This is a genomic window from Pseudoflavitalea rhizosphaerae (genome assembly GCF_003991355.1).
Lineage (GTDB): Bacteria > Bacteroidota > Bacteroidia > Chitinophagales > Chitinophagaceae > Pseudobacter > Pseudobacter rhizosphaerae.
On sequence record NZ_RCSU01000002.1, the window covers coordinates 623,447 to 642,398 of the forward strand.

The window sequence follows — 18,952 nt, forward strand, 5'->3', positions numbered from 1 at the left end:
GATATGAGTCGTTCTACTCCGTCATCGCGTTCAGCTTCTCTGAAAGCGCTTTGTTCTCCCTGAACATTTCGATGCCTTCGCGAAGCGATAAATACGGATGCCCTTTTCTTCTGTTCATTCGACTGATACGGTTCAGGATGATCCAGTGCCGCACGATCTCCTTCCATGCAAAGAAAAGGGAATGTTTCGGATCATAGATATGTGTAGGCTCCGAGCCGGCCCCATTCACTTCAATAATAGCAAAATACTTTCCCGCTTTGAGCTCTTCCCAGCTCTGGTACCTGACATCCAGGCGACCATAATAGAAATCCGGGATCTGCCTGCAAAGTGCATCGATGGTTTCAGTAAGCGTTTCATCCGTACGGTGGCTCACATCCAGGAACATAGCACCACGTGCATGATTGCCGAATGGTGATACAACATGCTTCTCCCCTTTGGGCAATATGGTATCCAGGAAATCACCATGGATGGTTTCATAGCTTTCCATATACATCAGGGCCCGTTTGTTCTTCAGTAATAATTCACGCATGCTGTGAATACCGTCGCCGGTAACGCTCATGAATTCTTTCTCTACGATACCGGTGATGCTTCCACGCTCCTGGTCTGGATAGCGGCAATAAAAGATGCCAACTTCATTCTTGTAAGGCACAAATTCCTGAATATGGAAATCGAGAAATGAAGTTTGCGCATAGGCGCGCACGTCATCATCCGAACCAAGTACTTTCACGCCCCGCCCACGACCGCCAACATTGGGCTTTCCCATGAGCGGATAGGATAATCCTTTTCGTTGCAATTCGGCAAGTATATGATCGGCATTACAGGGCAGGGCAAAAAACGCAGTGCGCGGATGCCATGCTGCAGGGATCATCGGAACGATCTCTTCTTTCGATTCGTTCAAAAAACCTCCGTTCCGTATACGTGGATTGGCGGCTGCGAAAAAGAAAAAGGAACGGGCGCGCAAACAAAGCAGGAGCCACACGGGATAGATGCAGGCATACACTGCGCCGAAGCTCCAGTACTCCCAGTTGAAAAGCCTGATGAAGAATGGTTGATGGAAGAACCTTTGAAAGGAATTCATTATCTGCCTGCCATTATTTTTTCCTGTGATAAAGATACGGATACAGTCTTATTGCTTTGCAGGTCCAGATACTGCATCAGTGTATCGGAATTACCGAGTTGCAGCTGAGTTACGCTGACGGTGCCAACTTTGCCATCGCGATTCATGAGGAGATCGTTATGCTGATCACCATCGCCGGTGAACTGGTGGAAATGCATGATGGACTCCCCATCGGGTTGCCCGTTTCGTTTCAACCAGTCTTCGAACCAGGATTTGCGCTTATTGATCACTGTTTCATCGTAGAGAGTAACGGAACTCCAGATATGTGATTTCGCGTCATTCATATCCCGCTGGTGTTTTCGTTTGCCGTCCCACCTGCATTCGAAGAGCAGTTTATCTTCCCAGAGCACAGCTGTAAAGGGCTCGATATTATTCAGGTTGATGGCCATGAAACTGTTGATGGGAGAACTGCTGTCGAGCAGATCGAGCAAAATCAGTCCCCTGCTTTTCCTGTAGGGAGGTTGTGGTGAATGCGCAACAAAGCCGCCATTGAGGAATACGAGTGCATTACCGTTCTCATGGGCAGCGATCCAGGTGCCGCCAGCATGCGGGTCTTTTGGAAAGAGAATATGTCCTGAAGGGAATTCTGTAATGGCGGGCGCCGCAGCGGAGGGTCGCCAGTTCTTCTCGTCCCTGTTAGAGGTAATGTACAGGCGGTCGCCTGTGGGTACAAAAGTTACTGTGCACATTGTTGCTTATGCTTAACGGTGGATGATGCCACCCCGAAATTCTCGGGCAGTACAATATCCGCTACTTCCTTGATGCCGATCCTGATCAATGCCATATGGTGAATGGTATGTTCGAGGTTATAGGCTACTTCGCGATAATAATTGGTGCCGATCCGAACAGGGATTTCTGAATGCTCGTCGTAGGCTGCTTCCAGTACCAGCATCCTGTCTGCCCTTGCAAGATTCCGGTGGATAGATTGAAGCAGGGAGCCTGCCAGTTCTTTATCGGTTTCGATCAGGAGGTCCCTTTTTCGTTTTTCATAGTTGACGGTCCCGCTCTCATAACCCTGCTCCAGGCATTGAAACAGTTCGATGATATGCCTTACATGCTGACCAATGGTATGATCAGAAAGTGTTTTGCAGGGCTGAACATACTCTTGCCCGGACAATTGGTTCAACGTCCCGGCAAGCTGAACAAAAATGTTGTTGACAGCCTGTTGTAATTGCATCGGTTCGATAGTTTGTATTAGCGTTTATTTTGCTACAACTCGGGCATGGGGATTCAGCGGTTTTCCGGAGGACAGGGGGTTGTAGCCTCAGCTACCTTCTATAAATAACGTGCCAGCTTTTGATTTGTGCCTCAATGTTATGCAATATGTACCGGCTTTTGAACTTTTACTGTAGATTTACAAAAATTTTTTTGAATGCATGTACCAAGCATGGCCGAAATGATGGCAAATGGCCAGAACCCGGAGATCCTGTTCTGGGTAGGGTGTTCAGGTAGTTTTGATCAGCGCGCACAGAAGATCACCAAAGCATTTGCCACTATTCTGCACAAGGCCGGTATCAGTTTCGCGATCCTCGGAAAAGAAGAATTGTGTACCGGCGACCCCGCCAGAAGAGCCGGGAATGAATTCATGTTCCAGATGATGGCTTACCAGAACATCCAGATACTGAATGGCTACGGCATTAAGAAAATCGTTACTACCTGTCCCCATTGCTTCAATATCTTCAAGAATGAGTACCCCGTACTCGGCGGTACCTACGAAGTGGTCCATCATACCACCCTCCTTCAGCAACTGATTGACGAGGGCAAGGTCCGTCTCAAAGAAGGCGGGGCTTTCAAAGGCAAACGCATTACATTCCACGACAGCTGCTATCTCGGCCGCGCAAACGATATCTACGAAGCACCCCGCAAAGTGCTGGAAACCCTGGATGCAGAGCTGGTGGAAATGAAACGTTGCCGCTCCAAAGGTCTCTGCTGCGGAGCCGGTGGCGCCCAGATGTTCAAGGAAGAGGAAAAAGGCACAGAACGCATCAACTTCGAACGCGCCAACGAAGCCCTCGAAACAGGGTCTGCCGTTATCGCAGCCGCCTGTCCCTTCTGCAATACCATGCTCACCGATGGCGTCAAGAACAAGGAAAAAGAGAATGATGTTCAGGTGCTGGACGTTGCCGAACTGGTTGCGCAATCCATGGAATAGCATTTCGTATCTTTGCTCCCATGAACTGGAATTACAAAGAATTACTGCCGGAAGATTTTGCCCCGGAGTCAAGAGTATGGATCTACCAGAGCAGCAGGATCTTTTCTATGGGTGAAGCTTTGCAACTGGAAGACCTGCTCAATCATTTTGCCTCCACCTGGAAATCACATGGCACACCCGTGAAAGGATTCGGTACCCTGTTCTTCGGTCAGTTTATCATATTGATGGCCGATGAAAGCGCTACCGGTGTGAGCGGCTGCAGCACAGACAGTTCTGTAAGGCTTATCAAGAATATCGAAGAAGCTTTCAAAGTACATATGTTCGACAGGCTCAACCTGGCGTTTGTCATCAAAGACAAAGTGCAGTTGTTACCGCAGTCGCAGGTGAAATATGCGCTGGAGAATAAATTCATAGATGAGAATACCATCTTCTTCAACAATATTGTACAAACGAAAGAAGAGCTGGAAAATAACTGGATGGTGCCGCTGAAAGACAGCTGGCTGGGGAAGCGCGTGTTGAAAAACGCGTAGAGGGCTGCCAGTCGCTCGCCTCCGGCGAGTGACTTATATTTTGTCGCCTCCGGCGACACAGTGTTCGCCGGAGGCGAACAAATAATCCTCACTCGCCAGAGGCGAGCGAGTGGGGTCCCCGCTAATCTAAAACTGTAAAATAAATGCAGTCCCCTCTCCTTCCACACTCTGCACCGTAATATGTCCGCGGTGCAACATCATGATCTGCTTACACAAACTCAACCCAATTCCGCTCCCGCTTTTCTTGGTACTGAAAAATGGAATAAATATCTTCTCCACCACTTCCTCACTCATACCTGTACCGTTATCCGAAACACGGATCACGGTCCTTCGGTTGGAAGCCAGATATGCCGATAAGATAATATGTGGTTCGGGTTGATCTTTCACTGCCTCCATCGCATTTACCACCAGGTTGATCAACACCTGTTCCACCAGGTTGGTGTCTGCATCAAGCATCAGGTCGGGATCTTTTAAGATCACTTCCACTTCGATCTTCTTCGCCTGCAATGTAGGTTGCATCAGATGATGCAGGTTCTCGAACAAATCGCGCACATACACTTTGCGCAGGTTCGGCGTAGTGATCTTATTGAGGTTTCGATAGGTCTCCGCAAATTTCAATAGTCCTTCACTCCTTCTTTTGATGGTATCTATTCCCAGTTCCAGGTCTTCCAGCACACCGGAACTATTATCGATCTCATGGGCCGATTCATGCAGCCTGTTCTTCAGAGTGGCCGCCAGTGAAGAGATGGGGGCGATGGAATTCATGATCTCATGCGTCATCACACTGAGTAGTTTCTGCCAGGCTTTGGATTCTGTTTCATCCAATGCCTCATTCACATTCTGGAAAGCAATGAGTTTATATTTGGCGCCATCGGTCTGAAATGCAGTAGCAGACAGCAATACCTTGAACGGCGATTTCTCAAGATGTGCCGTTCCGATCTTACTTTCGCCGGGCTTGAGCCCTGTTACCTGTGAATAAAGATCAGCATCCCGACGATTCAAGCTATGAATGGTTTTGAGATATGGCAGCTGCAGCATATTTTTCAATGCTTCATTCATCCATACAACGGTACCATCGTCTTCACGATACATCAGGATACCTGTATCGATCAGCTCCAGAATTTTTTGAAGATACTGGTACTGCGTTTCGCGCTCACGACTGATATCCTTAATGGTAGTATTGATCTCATTGAAACCTTTACGCAATGGTTGTAAGTCAACAGGAGCATGCTTTACGTCGAAGTAACGGGAGAAGTCGCGGTAATGAACGGACTCCACGAACTGCCCGAGTTCATCATGCGCTTTGCGCTGCAGTTTATAAAAATCCACCAGTTGCGCGATGATCACGGGTAATGCCAGTACCAGGTAAACATACCATCCCTTGAGGACGATCAAACAGGTGATGGTGATGGTCACGAACAATGCCAGCACGCGGTAAAGCACCCTCCATTCCGTTTTATTGAAAAAGCTCATTGTCAGATATCGTATTTGCTCAGGCGGCGGTACAATGCAGTGCGCGTCAGTCCCAGTTCTTTTGCGGCCTTGGTGATATTGCCATTATGTTTTTCTATCACACGCAGGATGGTATTCTTTTCCACCGCGCTCAGCTTGAGTTCATCGGGCTCATCCTGCGATGCAGCGGATGAAGATTCGATGGGTGAAAAGATGAGGTCCTGCGCCTGCAGCACATTCCCGTCAGCCATGATCACGGCCCTCTCGATGGTGTATTGCAGCTCCCTGATATTACCGGGATAATGATAGCTCAGTAATTTGTCCATTGCTTTGGAATCGAATTCCAGCACAGGTTTCAGGTATTTGTTGCTATAGATCCTGCAGAAATGTTTGGCCAGGAGAATGATATCGTTGCCGCGTTTACGCAACGGCGGTACCATGATCTCTACAGTATTGATACGATAGATCAGGTCTTTCCGGAATCGGCTTTCATTGGCAAGCTCCGTCAGTGGCACATTGGTGGCGCAGATCAGGCGGATATTGATGTCCACCGGCGTATTGGTACCTAATTTCACAACCTGCCTGTTCTGTAACACACTGAGCAGTTTGGCCTGCTGGTGCAAGCCGATATTTCCAATCTCATCCAAAAACAAAGTGCCTCCGGTGGCGGCTTCAAATCTTCCTATCCTGTCCTCACGCGCATCTGTAAACGCTCCTTTCTTATGGCCGAACAATTCACTTTCGAAGAGGCTCTCAGTAAGCGCACCCACGTCCACTTTCACATACACTTTGTCTGAGCGGAGTGACTGCTGATGGATAGCTTTCGCGATAAGGTCTTTCCCTGTTCCGTTCTCTCCGAGGATCAGGATATTCGCATCGGTGGGCGCTATCTTTTCGATCTTATAAAAAATATCCTGCATCACTTCGGATTCTCCCAACAGTTCGGAACCTACTACGGAGTCTGTTCTGAAACTGGGTGTGGCGGCGGCTTTCCCTTTCCTTTTGAGGGCTTCGCGGATAGTGATGAGCAATTTTTCATTATGCCAGGGCTTCACTACGAAATCGGCTGCGCCTTCTTTGAGCGAGCGCACGGCCAGATCGATATCGCCATAGGCAGTGATCATGATCACTGCAGCCTCGGATTTGAATTCTTTGATCTTTCCCAGCCAGTAGATGCCTTCATTGCCGGTATTGATGGAACTGTTGAAGTTCATATCCAGCAAAATCACATCGAAAGACTGTTTGGATAGAATATTGCGGATATTTTCAGGGTTCTTTTCAGTGACCACCTCTTTGGCTTCCGTTTTCAGCAGCAATCTTACAGCAGTTAATACATCCTGGTCGTCATCTATAACTAATATCGAGGCATTCTTCAGCGACATGGTAAAAAAATAAATATTCTGTTTTATGCAACAAAACACAACTACAATTATACCATAAATACAAAGCCATGGCAAACAATTTTTTACAACAGAAAGACAGAGTTCACCCACTGTATCAAAAGCGGACACAAAGTGTAACACTACTGTACATGGCGCCCTGAACCCAGGCACTAACTAACTGGTTTTCATCACCCTTTTAAACTGGCACAGCGTTGTGATAATGGAGATGCAGTTGTTTTTATCTCTAAGTTGTTTTTTTAAGTACTCAGGGTCGCCCGGCCTGAACCACCGGGCGGCTTTTTTCAAACAGTGATAATCTAAAACTTTCATATCGTGGATCGAGTTATTGCCAAAAAGAAATGGACCACTAAAAAGCTGCTGACCATCCTGGGCATTGCAGCCATCCTTATTCTAATCACCGCCAGTTATTATTTTACTTCCGGCAAAAGCCGTCTGAACGTGAACGTGGAAAGGATCACCATCAGTGAGGTCCGTAAAGGCACATTCCAGGAATTCATTCCGGTGAACGGTGTGGTGCTGCCCATCACTACCATTTACCTGGATGCCCTCGAAGGCGGCCGCGTGGAAGAGAAGTTCGTGGAAGATGGCGCCGTGATGGTAAAAGGTCAGCCGATCCTCCGCCTCTCCAATACAGACCTGGCCCTCAGCCTCGTGAACCAGGAAACCTCCGTGTACAACCTGCTCACCCAAATGCAGATCGCCAACAACGCCGCTCAACAGAATACAGTTACCAAACTCAACCAGCTCACCGATGTGGAGAATACCCTGAAAGAAGCTGAGCGGGAATACAATCTCAACAAAAAACTCTTCGCGGAGAAAGTGATCGGCTCACAGGAATTCAAGAAATCTGAAAACAATTATATCTACCAGGTACAAAAGAAGAAACTAACGGATGAGATCATGCGCCAGGACAGTGTTACCACCCGCCAGAGCGTTGAACAGGCACGCGAGCTCTACCAGCGCTCCAAAGCCACGCTCGATCTTACGCGCAAGAAAGTGGGCGACCTGATCGTACGCGCACCGGTAGACGGCCAGCTCACTTCCCTCGAAGCAGAGATCGGTCAGAACAAGAACAAGGGCGAAAGGCTTGGACAGATAGATGTGCTCAGCGGTTTCAAGGTACGCGCAGATATCGATGAACACTATATTTCCCGCATCTACAACGGCCTCAGCGGTGAATTCACTTTCGCCAACAAGACTTATAAGCTGAAGATCATCAAGGTCTTTACGCAGGTAACCAATGGCCGCTTCCAGGTGGATATGGAATTCGATGGTGAAAAGCCCCAGGGTATCCGCCGCGGACAAACACTCCAGATCCGCCTCGCACTCAGCGATGAAACCGAAGCCCTGCTGCTGGCTAAAGGCGGTTTCTATCAACAGACCGGTGGTAATTCCATTTTCAAACTGAGCGATAATGGCGGAACTGCCTACAAGGTAGACATCCAGCTCGGCCGACAGAATCCCGATTACTATGAAGTACTGAAGGGACTCAAGCCCGGCGACAAAGTGATCACGAGCAGCTATGAGAACTACGACAAAATGCAGGAACTGATATTGAAAAAAGAATAAAGCCTCTTGTTATGAAAATTCAAAGCAGGATCATCTATACCTCCCTCCTCGTTATCGGCTGCGTACTGTTCGCATGGCCCAATACTGCAGGAGTTGTATGCGACGGGCAGCAGTCTGCCAGGGCATCATTCATTATCCGGCCGGATATGGAAGAAGAAAAAACAGAAAAAGAAGAAATGAATCTGATAGAGCCGCTGATGAACTTAATGCCATCCTGTAACCTTGTAATTCACTAAACCGTTTATACAAACAAAATCATATGATCAAGATCACCAATCTCGAAAAGGTTTATCGCACGGAAGAAGTGGAAACCGTTGCCCTCAACAAACTCACCCTCGAAGTAAAGGAAGGGGAATTTGTAGCAGTGATGGGGCCTTCCGGTTGTGGTAAATCAACCTTGCTGAATATCCTGGGACTGCTTGACGATCCCGATGCAGGCAGCTTCCTCTTCAACGGTATCGAGGTGGCGCATTTCAATGAAAGAAAAAGGGCTGATCTCCGCAAACACAATATCGGCTTCGTATTCCAGAGCTTCAACCTCATCGATGAGCTCACCGTTTACGAAAATGTGGAACTGCCCCTCATCTATACCGGCGTGAAATCTGCAGACCGCAAGAAACGTGTGGACGAAGTGCTTGACAAAATGCAGATCATGCACCGCCGCAAACACTATCCCCAGCAATTGTCAGGTGGCCAGCAGCAGCGTGTAGCCGTAGCCCGCGCCGTGGTGAACAACCCCAAACTGATCCTCGCCGATGAGCCCACAGGAAACCTGGACTCCTCCAACGGTAATGAAGTAATGACATTGCTGACAGACCTGAACGAACAAGGTACTACCATCGTGATGGTAACGCACTCGGAACACGATAGCCGCTTCAGTCACCGCATCATCCGTATGCTGGACGGACAGGCAGTTACAGAGAACATTATGGTATGATCACCAAGGGGATCTGATCATACCTGTATAGCCATGATTTTTTTGCCCTGAACTAAACAAACGGACCACCATGCTGAGAAACTACTTTACCATTGCATTCCGCAATCTGTGGAAGAACAAAAGATTCTCTGCCATCAATCTACTGGGACTCTCCATCGGGATGGCCGCTGCTATCCTCATTCTCCTTTGGGCACAACATGAAATTAGCTTCGACCGGTTCCACCAGGACCAGGACCGCCTCTATAAAGCCATGAACAGGGCTGATTTTGATGGTAAGCTCCAGGTATGGGGTTCTACGCCTAAGATCCTTGGCCCCACACTCAAAGCGGAATACCCGGACATCCAATACATGAGCCGCGCCAACGATATTCATATGCTGATGAAAGTGAGCGATAAAAAACTCAACAGCGGCGGCATGTATGCAGACCCGGATTTCCTGCACATGTTCAGTTTCAAACTCAAAGCCGGAAATATCGACAAAGCGCTTGACGGCACTTACTCTGTAGTGCTCACCGAAACACTGGCAAAGAAACTTTTTGGCGATGAAGACCCCATGGGGAAAGTGATTGCCATGAACCCTTATACCGAACCCGGCAACTTCACTGTTACCGGCATCCTGGAAGACCTTCCCTACAATACCCAGTTCGATTTTGAATTCCTCCTGCCCTGGAAATTCATGAAAGTGCTTGACCAGGACGATGAGTGGTGGGGCAACAATTCTGTAGCCACTTTCGTAAAGCTGAAAACCAACGTTAATGCACAATCGCTCAATGAGAAAATAAAGGATATAACCATCAATCATTCCAACAAACAAGAAGACACAGAGGTGTTCCTGCACCCCCTTTCAAAACAAAGGCTTTGGAGCACGTTCGAGAATGGTGTGAACACGGGAGGAAGGATTGCACTGGTAAGATTATTCCTGGTAATTGCAGGACTGATCCTGCTGATCGCCTGTATCAATTTCATGAATCTCAGCACTGCCCGCAGTGAGAAAAGGGCCCGCGAAGTAGGCATCAGGAAAGTGGTGGGCGCACAGCGCGGTTCACTGATCGGACAATTCCTCGGAGAGTCTGTAATGCTCACCCTCGCATCTGGCCTGGTAGCATTGATCATAGTGCAACTGAGTCTCCCCTCCTTCAATACACTTGTGGGCAAAGCGCTCTTTGTTCCTTACAGCAATCCTTATTTCTGGCTGATGGCGCTGGGGTTTGTATTGTTCACCGGACTGCTCGCAGGCAGCTATCCTGCTTTCTATCTATCTTCCTTCCGTCCCATTCGTGTGCTGAAAGGAACAGTACATAAAGTGCAGGCGCTGATCACACCAAGAAAATTACTGGTGGTAACACAATTCACCATTGCCATTGTACTGATCGTATCCACCATCATCATCCGCCAGCAGATCAAACATGCGCAGGACCGCGATGCCGGTTACAACAAGAGCGATCTTGGTTATCTCTTCCTTACACAGGAGATCAACAGGAATTATGAAGTGATCTCTCAATCCCTGCTCAGTTCCGGCGCCGTACTGTCTATGAGCAAAACCAGCGCCCCCCTCACGCAAAACTGGAGCAATAGCTGGGGCATCGATTGGGAAGGAAAAGATAAGAGCGCCAAGATCGTACTCGACCGTTTTTGTTCCGATGGCAACATCGTGAAAACTGCCGGCTTCACCTTACTCAAAGGGCGCGACATCAACCTCAAAGAATTTCCCGGTGATTCACTTTCCGCACTCGTGAATGAATCCGCCGCCAAAGTAATGGGCTTCAAAGATCCCATCGGTAAAACCTATGATGATATGGGTGAGAAATGGACCATCGTAGGCGTAGTGAACGATATGATCATGGCTTCCCCCTATCTCCCCAAACTCCCAATGGTGATTGCCGGACCGAAAGGCTGGTTCAATGTTTTGCACATGCGCCTCAATCCCGGCCGCACCACTGCAGCCAACCTCAAAACGATGGAAAGCATTTTCAAGAAATTCAATCCCGACTATCCTTTCAATTTCATTTTCGTGGATTCGGAATACGAAAAGAAATTCAATGATGAAAAAAGGATCGCCACACTGGCCAGCCTCTTTGCAGGGCTCACCATCTTCATCAGTTGCCTGGGATTGTTTGCCCTGGCTACTTATATGGCAGAGAACAGGATCAAGGAAATTGGTGTTCGAAAAGTGCTGGGCGCTTCCGTACTCAGCATCACTACCCTTTTGAGCAGGGACTTCCTGGCGTTAGTACTGGTTTCATTGGTGATTGCCACACCTATTGCCTGGTGGGCCATGCATGCCTGGCTGCAGGATTACACTTACCGGATCAGCATTCAGTGGTGGGTATTCATCCTCGCAGGTGCAGGAGCCATCCTGATTGCACTCGCTACGGTGAGCTACAATTCCATCAAAGCGGCCATGAGCAATCCTACCAAATCACTGAGAAGCGAATGATCATTTAAAACTTATCCCGATGTTCAAAACATATCTTAGTACCGCCTTTAGAAGTCTCTGGAAGAACAAAGTGTTTACAGTCCTGAATATGCTGGGACTGGCAATCGGCATCAGTGCAGCGCTGGTGATCTACCTGATGGTGAACTGGGATTTCGGTTTTGAACGAGCCGTGCCGGACCATCAGCGTATCTATCGCGTGGTATCCAATTTCACATCGGCAGAAGATAAGTTTTATAATAGTGGAGTGAATATGCCGCTGGTTAATGCCATCCCCGGCAATATAAGTGGCATCGAAGAAGCAGCACCCTACCGCCAGCTCTCAGATATGCTCAAGGTTACTGTATTGCGCGATAACGGCAAGCGCGATGTTTACAAAAACCAGGAAGGTTTCATTTACACTTATCCATCATACTTCAAAATACTTCCATACCAGTGGGTGAGCGGAACACCCGATGCTGCACTCAATACCCCCAACCAGCTGGTTCTTACCACTGCCAGTGCGGATAAATATTTTCCCGGCATTGCCTACCACCAGCTTACCGGAAAACAACTCTACCTGGAAGATACAGTGACCGTTACCGTTAGTGGCGTGGTTAAAACACGAGAAGACAGAACAGATTTCAATTTTCCCGGCTTTGTGAGTTACAGTACGCTGGCAAAGCCCAATATGCAGCCTCACGACTGGCTGGAATGGGACAATACCACTGATGCAACACAGATACTGGTGAAACTCCCAGAAGGAACTTCCTCCGTTTCCATTGCTGAACAGGTGACCGCGCTTTTCCGCCGGAACTTTCCCCGTGATGTGAAAAGCTCGGACGATCAGTTCTATACCCTGCAACCACTTACTGATGTGCATTTCGATGCACGCTATCCCAATTTCAACCAGCGCATGGGCAACAAGCCAACCTTGTACGGACTCCTGGCCATTGCTGGTTTCCTGTTGCTGCTCGGTTGTATCAATTTCATAAACCTTACTACTGCGCAAAGCAGCACCAGGGCTAAAGAGATCGGAATCAGGAAAACGATGGGCAGCAGCAAAAAGCAACTGATCACTCAGTTCATGGGCGAAACCCTTTTGCTGACATTGATTGCTACCATCCTCAGTTGCATACTCACGCCCCTGGTATTGAAACTATTCTCGGATTTCATTCCTGCCGGTATCCGTTTTCCCGATACAGGCGATGCAAATATCTGGATCTTCCTGGCAGCGCTGGTACTGGTTGTAAGCTTTCTCTCCGGTATCTATCCCGCCCTGGTATTGTCGGGTTTCAGGCCCATCCAGGTGCTGAAAAATTATACAGCTACCGATAATGGACATACGAGAAGGGCCATCCTGAGAAAATCACTCACCGTTTCCCAGTTTGTAGTGGCGCAGGTATTCATCATTGCCACCCTGATGGTAGGCAAACAGGTAAAATTCGCACTCAATAAAGATATTGGCATGCGAAAGGATGCCATCGTTTTCATCCGAACGCCCTGGAACGAGCAAAACCCCATGAAAAGGGAACAGCTGGCTTCCAGGCTGCGCGCCATTCCGGAAATCGCCAATGTAGCCATCGGCGGCCACCCGCCTTCCAGCAGGAGTATCTGGACCAGCACTATCAATTTTAATGACGGACAAAATAATGTGGAAGGCAGCATCGATATCAAAGTGGGCGATTCAAACTATATCCATGTATACGGAATTCAGCTCATAGCGGGTAGGAATATACGAGAAAGCGATACGCTCAGCGAGATGCTCATCAACCAGACCTATGCCAATATGCTGGGCTTCAAAAATCCCGAAGAAGCCATTGGCAGGAACCTGAACTGGAATGATCGGCTGATCCCCATTGCCGGCGTATTGAAAGATTTCAACCAGAAACCGCTGCACGAAGCCATCCGTCCGCTCGTGATCGGCAATGAAGGCAACAGGCTCAATACAATGCACCTGCTGCTGCATCCACAGAATGCAACAGGCACTGCCTGGAAAAATGCTATCGCCAAAGCAGGACAGGAATTCAGATCGGTATATCCTGAACTGGAATACAAAGCAGATTTCTTTGATGAAACCCTTGCCAATGCTTACGATAATGAACAAAAAACATCCAGGCTCCTGATGTGGGCAGCCGGACTGGCAGTACTGATCAGTTGCCTGGGATTGCTGGGCCTGGTCACTTTCACCACCCTGCAACGAACCAAGGAGATCGGTGTGCGAAAAGTGCTCGGCGCTTCCGTATCGCAGATTGTGAGCCTGCTCAGCAAAGACATTATTTCCCTGGTGGCCATTGCATTGCTGATTGCCGTTCCCATCGCCTGGATCGGCCTGCACCAATGGTTACAGCAGTTTGCCTATCGCGCTGCAATAAGCTGGTGGCTCTTTGTTGTTACCGGCGCAGTAACCATCATCATTGCATTGATCACACTCAGTTTTCAAACCATCCGCGCAGCGCTTTCCGATCCTGTAAAAAGCCTGCGTGCCGAATAACCGAAAAGTACAAGTCATGATAAAGAATTACTGGAAGATCGCTGTCAGGAACGTACTCCGTTACAAGGGGTACTCCGCCATCAATGTGGCCGGGCTGGCCATTGGCATAGCAGCCTGCTTATTGCTGTTCCTCGTGATCAGGTATGAAAACTCCTACGAAAAATTCAATACCAATTATTCACGCATATACAGGGCCGTTACAGAAGACAAAGATGCTTCCGGTCTGGATTATAATCCGGGCACTCCCTTCCCTGCCATCGCTACCCTGCGCACCCAAATGCCCGATGTAACCATCGCGGCCCTCAATGCACATTTCGGCAGCCAGTTCACCGTGATCGGCCAGTTGGAAGCAGGCACCAATATCGAAAAGAAATTCCTGGAAGACAGGGGCGCTTTCTTCATGGAACCCGAGTACTTCAAAATATTCGATGTGAAATGGCTCAGCGGCAATGCCGAAGCACTCAGGGACCCCAATATGGCTGTTCTTAGCAAATCCACTGCCACAAAGTATTTCGGCAGTTGGGAAAAAGCCAATGGACAAAACATCCGGCTTGATAATTCATATGTGCTCTCCGTAGGCGGCGTGTTTGATGATCAACCCCTGAATTCCGATATGCCGATGAGTGTGATCACCAGTTACGCTACGCTCAAAACAATCAAAGATTATGGCTGGAGCGAAGGCTGGGGAACACTCAGCAGCAATCACCAGGTGATGATCCTCCGTCCGGAGAATATGAGCGAAGCCACCTTACAGGAACGAATAGACGAATTCAACAAAAAGAGTTTCCCCCAGAATAAACGAGACGATCACAGGAAAGCAATACTGCAACCACTCAGCATGCTGCATTTTGACGACCGTATGGGCGGCAATTTCGGGGACCATGTGACCAGCAAAGCTTCGCTGCTCACTTTGTCGTTAATTGGCATACTGATCATTGTGATGGCCTGTATCAATTTCGTGAACCTCAGCACAGCGCAGGCCATTGGCCGCTCCCGGGAAGTAGGCGTGAGAAAGGTCCTGGGCGGTAATCGCTGGCAGCTGTTCTGGCAGATGATGGGCGAAACAGCCGTGATAGTGGTGTTCTCTGTGAGCCTCGCACTCTTGCTGGCGCAACTGGCATTGCCATATTTGAAAACATTCATCAATATAGAAGAAACACCGGTATTGTTCACGGTGAACAATATGCTCTTCCTGCTAGGCATCGCCATGGCCGTAACACTGCTGGCAGGCTCCTATCCTGCGCTGGTATTGAGTGGCTTCAGACCTGCACTTGCATTGAAGAACAAGATCACATCCGCCAATGTGGGCGGCATCTCCATCCGCCGCGGACTGGTGATCACACAGTTTGCCATCTCCCAGGTACTGATCATCGGCACCATCATCGCCGTTTCGCAAATGAACTTCGTACGCAATGCAGATCTCGGGTTCAAGAAAGATGCTGTACTGGTATTGACCAGTCGCGCTGACAGCGCAGTCCTTTCACGACAGGCAGCATTCAAGGCAGCGCTGAAAGACCTGAATGGTGTGGTGGACGTATCCCGTTGCAGCGATGCTCCTTCTTCCGATAACAACTCATCTTCCAATTTTTCATTCGATCACCGCGGGGATGATGAGCCTTTCGATATCTTCCACAAATTCGCAGATGAAGATTATTTCAAAACCTATCAGCTGGAACTGCTGGCAGGCCGCCCTTTCAGGAAAAGTGATACCATTTCCGAGTTCGTGGTGAATGAAACTTTTGTAAAGAATGTGGGCGCAAAAAGTGCTGAAGAAGTGATCGGGAAAGAGATCAGGCTGGGCCGTGGCGAATGGAAGCCCATTGTTGGCGTGGTGAAGGACTTCAAGACCAACTCGCTTCGTGAAACCATCAAGCCACTTGAAATATCTTCTATGAGCAGCAGGTACGGACAGGTGGCCGTAAAATTCAGCGGCAGTAATTTCTCCCAAACCAATAAAGCCATCAAGGATGTCTGGGAAAAATTCTACCCTGAATATGCATACAGCAGTTTCTTCGTAGATGAGAACATTGCTGAATTCTACAGGCAGGAAGAACAACTGAGCAGGCTCTACAAGTTCTTTGCAGCGCTGGCCATTTTCATTTCCTGTTTGGGTTTGTACGGACTCGTGAGTTTCATGGCTGTTCAGAGAACAAAGGAAGTGGGCATCCGCAAAGTACTTGGCGCCAGCACCGGCAATATCGTTTACCTGTTCTCGAAAGAGTTCACCATTCTTATTACCATTGCCTTCGTGATTGCCACGCCCCTGGCCTGGCTGCTCATGAATAACTGGTTGCAGGATTTCGTGTTCCGCGTGCATATCAGCATCGGCATATTCATTGTGGCGATAATCATTTCTCTGGGCATCGCCTGGATCACCGTTGGCTACAAAGCGGTAAAGGCCGCACTGGCCAGTCCTGTTAAAAGTTTGAGAAGCGAATAACCCATCCATAGCCATTCCCTTAAAAACAAGCATTATGTTCAGAAACCTTCTTAAAACGGCTTTTCGCAACCTCTGGAGGCACAGAGCTTTTTCGTTCATCAATATCATGGGGCTCACCATCGGAATGACGGCCTGCTTCCTGATATTCCTGTTCGTGAAGTTTGAACTGAGCTATGAGGATTTCCATCCGAAGGCAGACAGGATTTATCATATATCGGCGGATATCAAAACACCAACGGAAGTGATACACGCCGATGGACCAGCCTGGGCTGTACCACCGAACCTTAAAATGGAATTTCCCGAGGTGGAGGAGTTTGCAAGAGTGGCAAACACTTCCTCTATTGTACGCAATGGCGATATCAAGTTCAAAGAAGACCACGTGATCATTGCTGATTCCTCCGCCTTCCGCGTCTTCGGGTGGCAACTGGTAAATGGAGACCCCAATACAGCGCTGGCAGCCCCTTTCTCTGTTGTACTCACAGAAACAACTGCAAAAAAATATTTCGGCAATGAAGACCCGATGGGTAAGACCCTCCTGATTGGTGATCAGGCAAGGCCCAATATTGTAACGGGTGTGATGAAAAACTTTCCGGAAAACACGCAGGTGGCTGCACATATGATCCTTAGCATGAGCTCGCTCACCGGCGAACTCAATCCGAACCTCGACAAACAATGGGGCAATTATGGAGCCGATGCCTACCTGCTGCTTAAACCCGGCACTTCCGGTGCAGCGCTGGAAAAAAAGCTCCCCGATTTCCTGAAAAGAAAGAATGGTAAGGAGATGGATGAATATAAAATGTGGGTTACACTTTTCCTGAAACCAATCCGCGATGTATACCTCTATTCAGACCGGAATGATGGCAAGAGCGGCAAGATCAACAACGTGTACATCTTTTCCATTGTTGCCATCTTCATACTGGTGATCGCCTGCATCAATTTTGTGAACCTTACCACGGCCCGCTCTACCGAACGCGCCAAAGAAGTAGGCATCCGGAAAGTGGCCGGCGCCGGCAAATACCAGCTTATCCGGCAATTCATCGGGGAATCCCTGATCATCAGCCTTATCGCTTTCGGTTTGGCATTACTGTTAACCATACTGTTACTGCCCATTTTCAATAACCTGGCAGGTAAGACCATCAGCACAGGTGTTTTTTCCAACTGGCAATATCCCGCCTGGCTGTTTGCGGCTGCCGTAGGCATCGGGCTGCTGGCCGGTTTCTATCCTGCCCTGGTGCTGGCAAGGTTCAAACCCATAGTGGTTTTGAAAGGCAGGTTCGCTACGGGGACCAAAGGCATCCTGTTGAGAAAGGGATTGGTGGTAGCCCAGTTCACCATATCCATTGCATTGATCATTGCCACACTGGTGGTGTATTTTCAAACCAACTATATGCGCAACCAGGACCTGGGCTTCAAAAAAGACCAGATGCTGGTGATCAAAACAGAAGGCACCAAATTGCAGAAAACATTCAAGGAAGAGATCAGGAGCATTCCCGGTGTGAAGTCTGTTTCACTCGGTTCCAGCGTGCCTGGCGACGGTTGGAATGGCGCTTATTCCGAAATAGAGAATACCACAGGTGAATTCCAGGTGGCCAACCTCAACCTGATTTTTGTTGATTTCGACTATATGCCACAGTTAGAGATACAGATGGTGGCCGGCCGGCAGTTCTCCAGGGATTTCCCTACAGATACCACCCAGGCCATGGTGGTCAACGAAGCCGCGGTAAAACAGTTCGGCTACTCCGATCCCAAACAGGCAATTGGCAAAAAGTACAAACAATGGGGCAGCGAAGGACAGATCATAGGCGTGATGAAGAACTTCAACTACAATGGTCTGCAGGAGGAGATCGAACCCCTCACTTTCCGCATGGCGGAATCTGCCAATGGCCGGTATGATCACCTTACAGTAAATGTGGCTGGCGGACAGATCCCCGGCACTATTGCCGCCATCGAAAATAAATGGAAAGAGATGATTCCCAACCTCCCCTTCTCCTATACATTCATCGATGAAATCTTCGATCATAAATACCGCGATGAGCAACGCTTCGGCAAACTCTTCCTGAATTTTGCCGCATTGGCCATTCTCATCTCCTGCCTGGGTCTGCTGGGCCTTACCGCCTACAGCACCATGCAACGCACCAAGGAGATCGGTATCCGCAAAGTGATGGGCGCCAGTGTGAGCAATATCCTGCACCTGCTGTCGAAGGAGTTCATCTGGCTGGCGGCCATAGCCTTCCTGGTGTCTGCCCCGTTAGCCTGGTATTTCATGCACAAATGGTTACAGAATTTCGCCTACAGGATCCATATCACCTGGTATTTTTTCGCCATTGCCGGCGCAGCGGCCTTGCTGGTTGGCCTTTTCACCATCAGTTTCCAGGCAGTGAAAGCAGCCATTGCCAATCCCGTAAAAGCATTGAGAACCGAATAATACTAATTTATAAATCACCC

14 protein-coding genes are annotated in these 18,952 nt (G+C 48.7%); 9 read left to right on the plus strand and 5 right to left on the minus strand.

Annotated features, from left to right (window positions below; all coding sequences use genetic code 11):
* Positions 1 to 13: 13 nt before the first annotated feature.
* Genes D9Y29_RS05190 through D9Y29_RS05200 form a run of 3 tightly spaced genes read right to left on the minus strand, consistent with a single transcriptional unit; the run spans position 14 to position 2,294 of the window.
* Positions 14 to 1,078 carry an ATP-grasp domain-containing protein gene (locus D9Y29_RS05190; RefSeq protein WP_127125688.1) on the minus strand — a complete coding sequence of 355 codons (1,065 nt, stop codon included), beginning with the start codon at positions 1,076 to 1,078 and terminating at the stop codon, positions 14 to 16.
* Entirely contained in the window at positions 1,078 to 1,806 is a 729-nt protein-coding gene (locus D9Y29_RS05195; protein WP_127125690.1) for an NRDE family protein, read from the minus strand. Before D9Y29_RS05195 ends, D9Y29_RS05190 begins: the two co-directional genes overlap by 1 nt.
* A complete protein-coding gene (locus tag D9Y29_RS05200) occupies positions 1,794 to 2,294 on the minus strand; it encodes a DinB family protein (protein WP_127125692.1) in 501 nt (166 codons plus the stop codon). Before D9Y29_RS05200 ends, D9Y29_RS05195 begins: the two co-directional genes overlap by 13 nt.
* Before the next feature lie 195 nt (positions 2,295 to 2,489).
* Here D9Y29_RS05200 and D9Y29_RS05205 point away from each other — a divergent pair, with 195 nt between their 5' ends.
* Together D9Y29_RS05205 and D9Y29_RS05210 are read left to right on the plus strand one after the other, a co-directional pair.
* Positions 2,490 to 3,269 carry a (Fe-S)-binding protein gene (locus tag D9Y29_RS05205; RefSeq protein WP_127125694.1) on the plus strand — a complete coding sequence of 260 codons (780 nt, stop codon included), beginning with the start codon at positions 2,490 to 2,492 and terminating at the stop codon, positions 3,267 to 3,269.
* Between the two features lie 20 nt (positions 3,270 to 3,289).
* Positions 3,290 to 3,799 (plus strand): hypothetical protein, encoded by a 510-nt coding sequence (locus D9Y29_RS05210; RefSeq protein WP_127125696.1) that lies wholly within the window; start codon positions 3,290 to 3,292, stop codon positions 3,797 to 3,799.
* Positions 3,800 to 3,925: 126 nt separating this feature from the next.
* On the opposite strand, the gene D9Y29_RS05215 is transcribed toward D9Y29_RS05210, so the two are convergent.
* Both D9Y29_RS05215 and D9Y29_RS05220 read right to left on the minus strand, forming a co-directional pair.
* Positions 3,926 to 5,272 (minus strand): sensor histidine kinase, encoded by a 1,347-nt coding sequence (locus D9Y29_RS05215; RefSeq protein WP_127125698.1) that lies wholly within the window; start codon positions 5,270 to 5,272, stop codon positions 3,926 to 3,928.
* A 2-nt stretch (positions 5,273 to 5,274) separates the two neighbouring features.
* Positions 5,275 to 6,633 (minus strand): sigma-54-dependent transcriptional regulator, encoded by a 1,359-nt coding sequence (locus tag D9Y29_RS05220; protein ID WP_127125700.1) that lies wholly within the window; start codon positions 6,631 to 6,633, stop codon positions 5,275 to 5,277.
* A gap of 333 nt (positions 6,634 to 6,966) precedes the next feature.
* Between D9Y29_RS05220 and D9Y29_RS05225 the strand changes: the two genes are divergently transcribed.
* The 7 genes from D9Y29_RS05225 to D9Y29_RS05255 all read left to right on the plus strand — a co-directional run bounded on the left by D9Y29_RS05225 (position 6,967) and on the right by D9Y29_RS05255 (position 18,932).
* On the plus strand, positions 6,967 to 8,223 hold the full coding sequence (locus D9Y29_RS05225) for an efflux RND transporter periplasmic adaptor subunit (protein WP_127125702.1): 1,257 nt from the start codon (positions 6,967 to 6,969) through the stop codon (positions 8,221 to 8,223).
* An 11-nt stretch (positions 8,224 to 8,234) separates the two neighbouring features.
* The gene (locus D9Y29_RS05230; protein ID WP_127125704.1) at positions 8,235 to 8,459 is read left to right on the plus strand and encodes a hypothetical protein; all 225 of its coding nucleotides are present in this window, start codon (positions 8,235 to 8,237) and stop codon (positions 8,457 to 8,459) included.
* Between the two features lie 23 nt (positions 8,460 to 8,482).
* Complete coding sequence (locus tag D9Y29_RS05235) at positions 8,483 to 9,160, plus strand: ABC transporter ATP-binding protein (RefSeq protein WP_127125706.1); 678 nt, start codon at positions 8,483 to 8,485, stop codon at positions 9,158 to 9,160.
* Positions 9,161 to 9,230: 70 nt separating this feature from the next.
* Positions 9,231 to 11,597 (plus strand): ABC transporter permease, encoded by a 2,367-nt coding sequence (locus tag D9Y29_RS05240; RefSeq protein WP_127125708.1) that lies wholly within the window; start codon positions 9,231 to 9,233, stop codon positions 11,595 to 11,597.
* Positions 11,598 to 11,616: 19 nt separating this feature from the next.
* The gene (locus tag D9Y29_RS05245) at positions 11,617 to 14,067 is read left to right on the plus strand and encodes an ABC transporter permease (RefSeq protein ID WP_127125710.1); all 2,451 of its coding nucleotides are present in this window, start codon (positions 11,617 to 11,619) and stop codon (positions 14,065 to 14,067) included.
* 16 nt (positions 14,068 to 14,083) lie between these two features.
* Positions 14,084 to 16,507 (plus strand): FtsX-like permease family protein, encoded by a 2,424-nt coding sequence (locus tag D9Y29_RS05250; protein ID WP_127125712.1) that lies wholly within the window; start codon positions 14,084 to 14,086, stop codon positions 16,505 to 16,507.
* A gap of 34 nt (positions 16,508 to 16,541) precedes the next feature.
* Complete coding sequence (locus D9Y29_RS05255) at positions 16,542 to 18,932, plus strand: ABC transporter permease (protein ID WP_127125714.1); 2,391 nt, start codon at positions 16,542 to 16,544, stop codon at positions 18,930 to 18,932.
* Positions 18,933 to 18,952: the final 20 nt, after the last annotated feature.

What these genes read in the sequence shown, in the direction of transcription:
- D9Y29_RS05235 (WP_127125706.1), top strand. Translation starts at nt 8,483, where the DNA reads ATGATCAAGATCACCAATCTCGAAAAGGTTTATCGCACGGAAGAAGTG.
- D9Y29_RS05245 (WP_127125710.1), top strand. Translation starts at nt 11,617, where the DNA reads ATGTTCAAAACATATCTTAGTACCGCCTTTAGAAGTCTCTGGAAGAAC.
- D9Y29_RS05250 (WP_127125712.1), top strand. Translation starts at nt 14,084, where the DNA reads ATGATAAAGAATTACTGGAAGATCGCTGTCAGGAACGTACTCCGTTAC.
- D9Y29_RS05205 (WP_127125694.1), top strand. Translation starts at nt 2,490, where the DNA reads ATGCATGTACCAAGCATGGCCGAAATGATGGCAAATGGCCAGAACCCG.
- D9Y29_RS05240 (WP_127125708.1), top strand. Translation starts at nt 9,231, where the DNA reads ATGCTGAGAAACTACTTTACCATTGCATTCCGCAATCTGTGGAAGAAC.
- D9Y29_RS05220 (WP_127125700.1), bottom strand. Translation starts at nt 6,633, where the DNA reads ATGTCGCTGAAGAATGCCTCGATATTAGTTATAGATGACGACCAGGAT.
- D9Y29_RS05200 (WP_127125692.1), bottom strand. Translation starts at nt 2,294, where the DNA reads ATGCAATTACAACAGGCTGTCAACAACATTTTTGTTCAGCTTGCCGGG.
- D9Y29_RS05255 (WP_127125714.1), top strand. Translation starts at nt 16,542, where the DNA reads ATGTTCAGAAACCTTCTTAAAACGGCTTTTCGCAACCTCTGGAGGCAC.
- D9Y29_RS05210 (WP_127125696.1), top strand. Translation starts at nt 3,290, where the DNA reads ATGAACTGGAATTACAAAGAATTACTGCCGGAAGATTTTGCCCCGGAG.
- D9Y29_RS05195 (WP_127125690.1), bottom strand. Translation starts at nt 1,806, where the DNA reads ATGTGCACAGTAACTTTTGTACCCACAGGCGACCGCCTGTACATTACC.
- D9Y29_RS05215 (WP_127125698.1), bottom strand. Translation starts at nt 5,272, where the DNA reads ATGAGCTTTTTCAATAAAACGGAATGGAGGGTGCTTTACCGCGTGCTG.
- D9Y29_RS05190 (WP_127125688.1), bottom strand. Translation starts at nt 1,078, where the DNA reads ATGAATTCCTTTCAAAGGTTCTTCCATCAACCATTCTTCATCAGGCTT.
- D9Y29_RS05230 (WP_127125704.1), top strand. Translation starts at nt 8,235, where the DNA reads ATGAAAATTCAAAGCAGGATCATCTATACCTCCCTCCTCGTTATCGGC.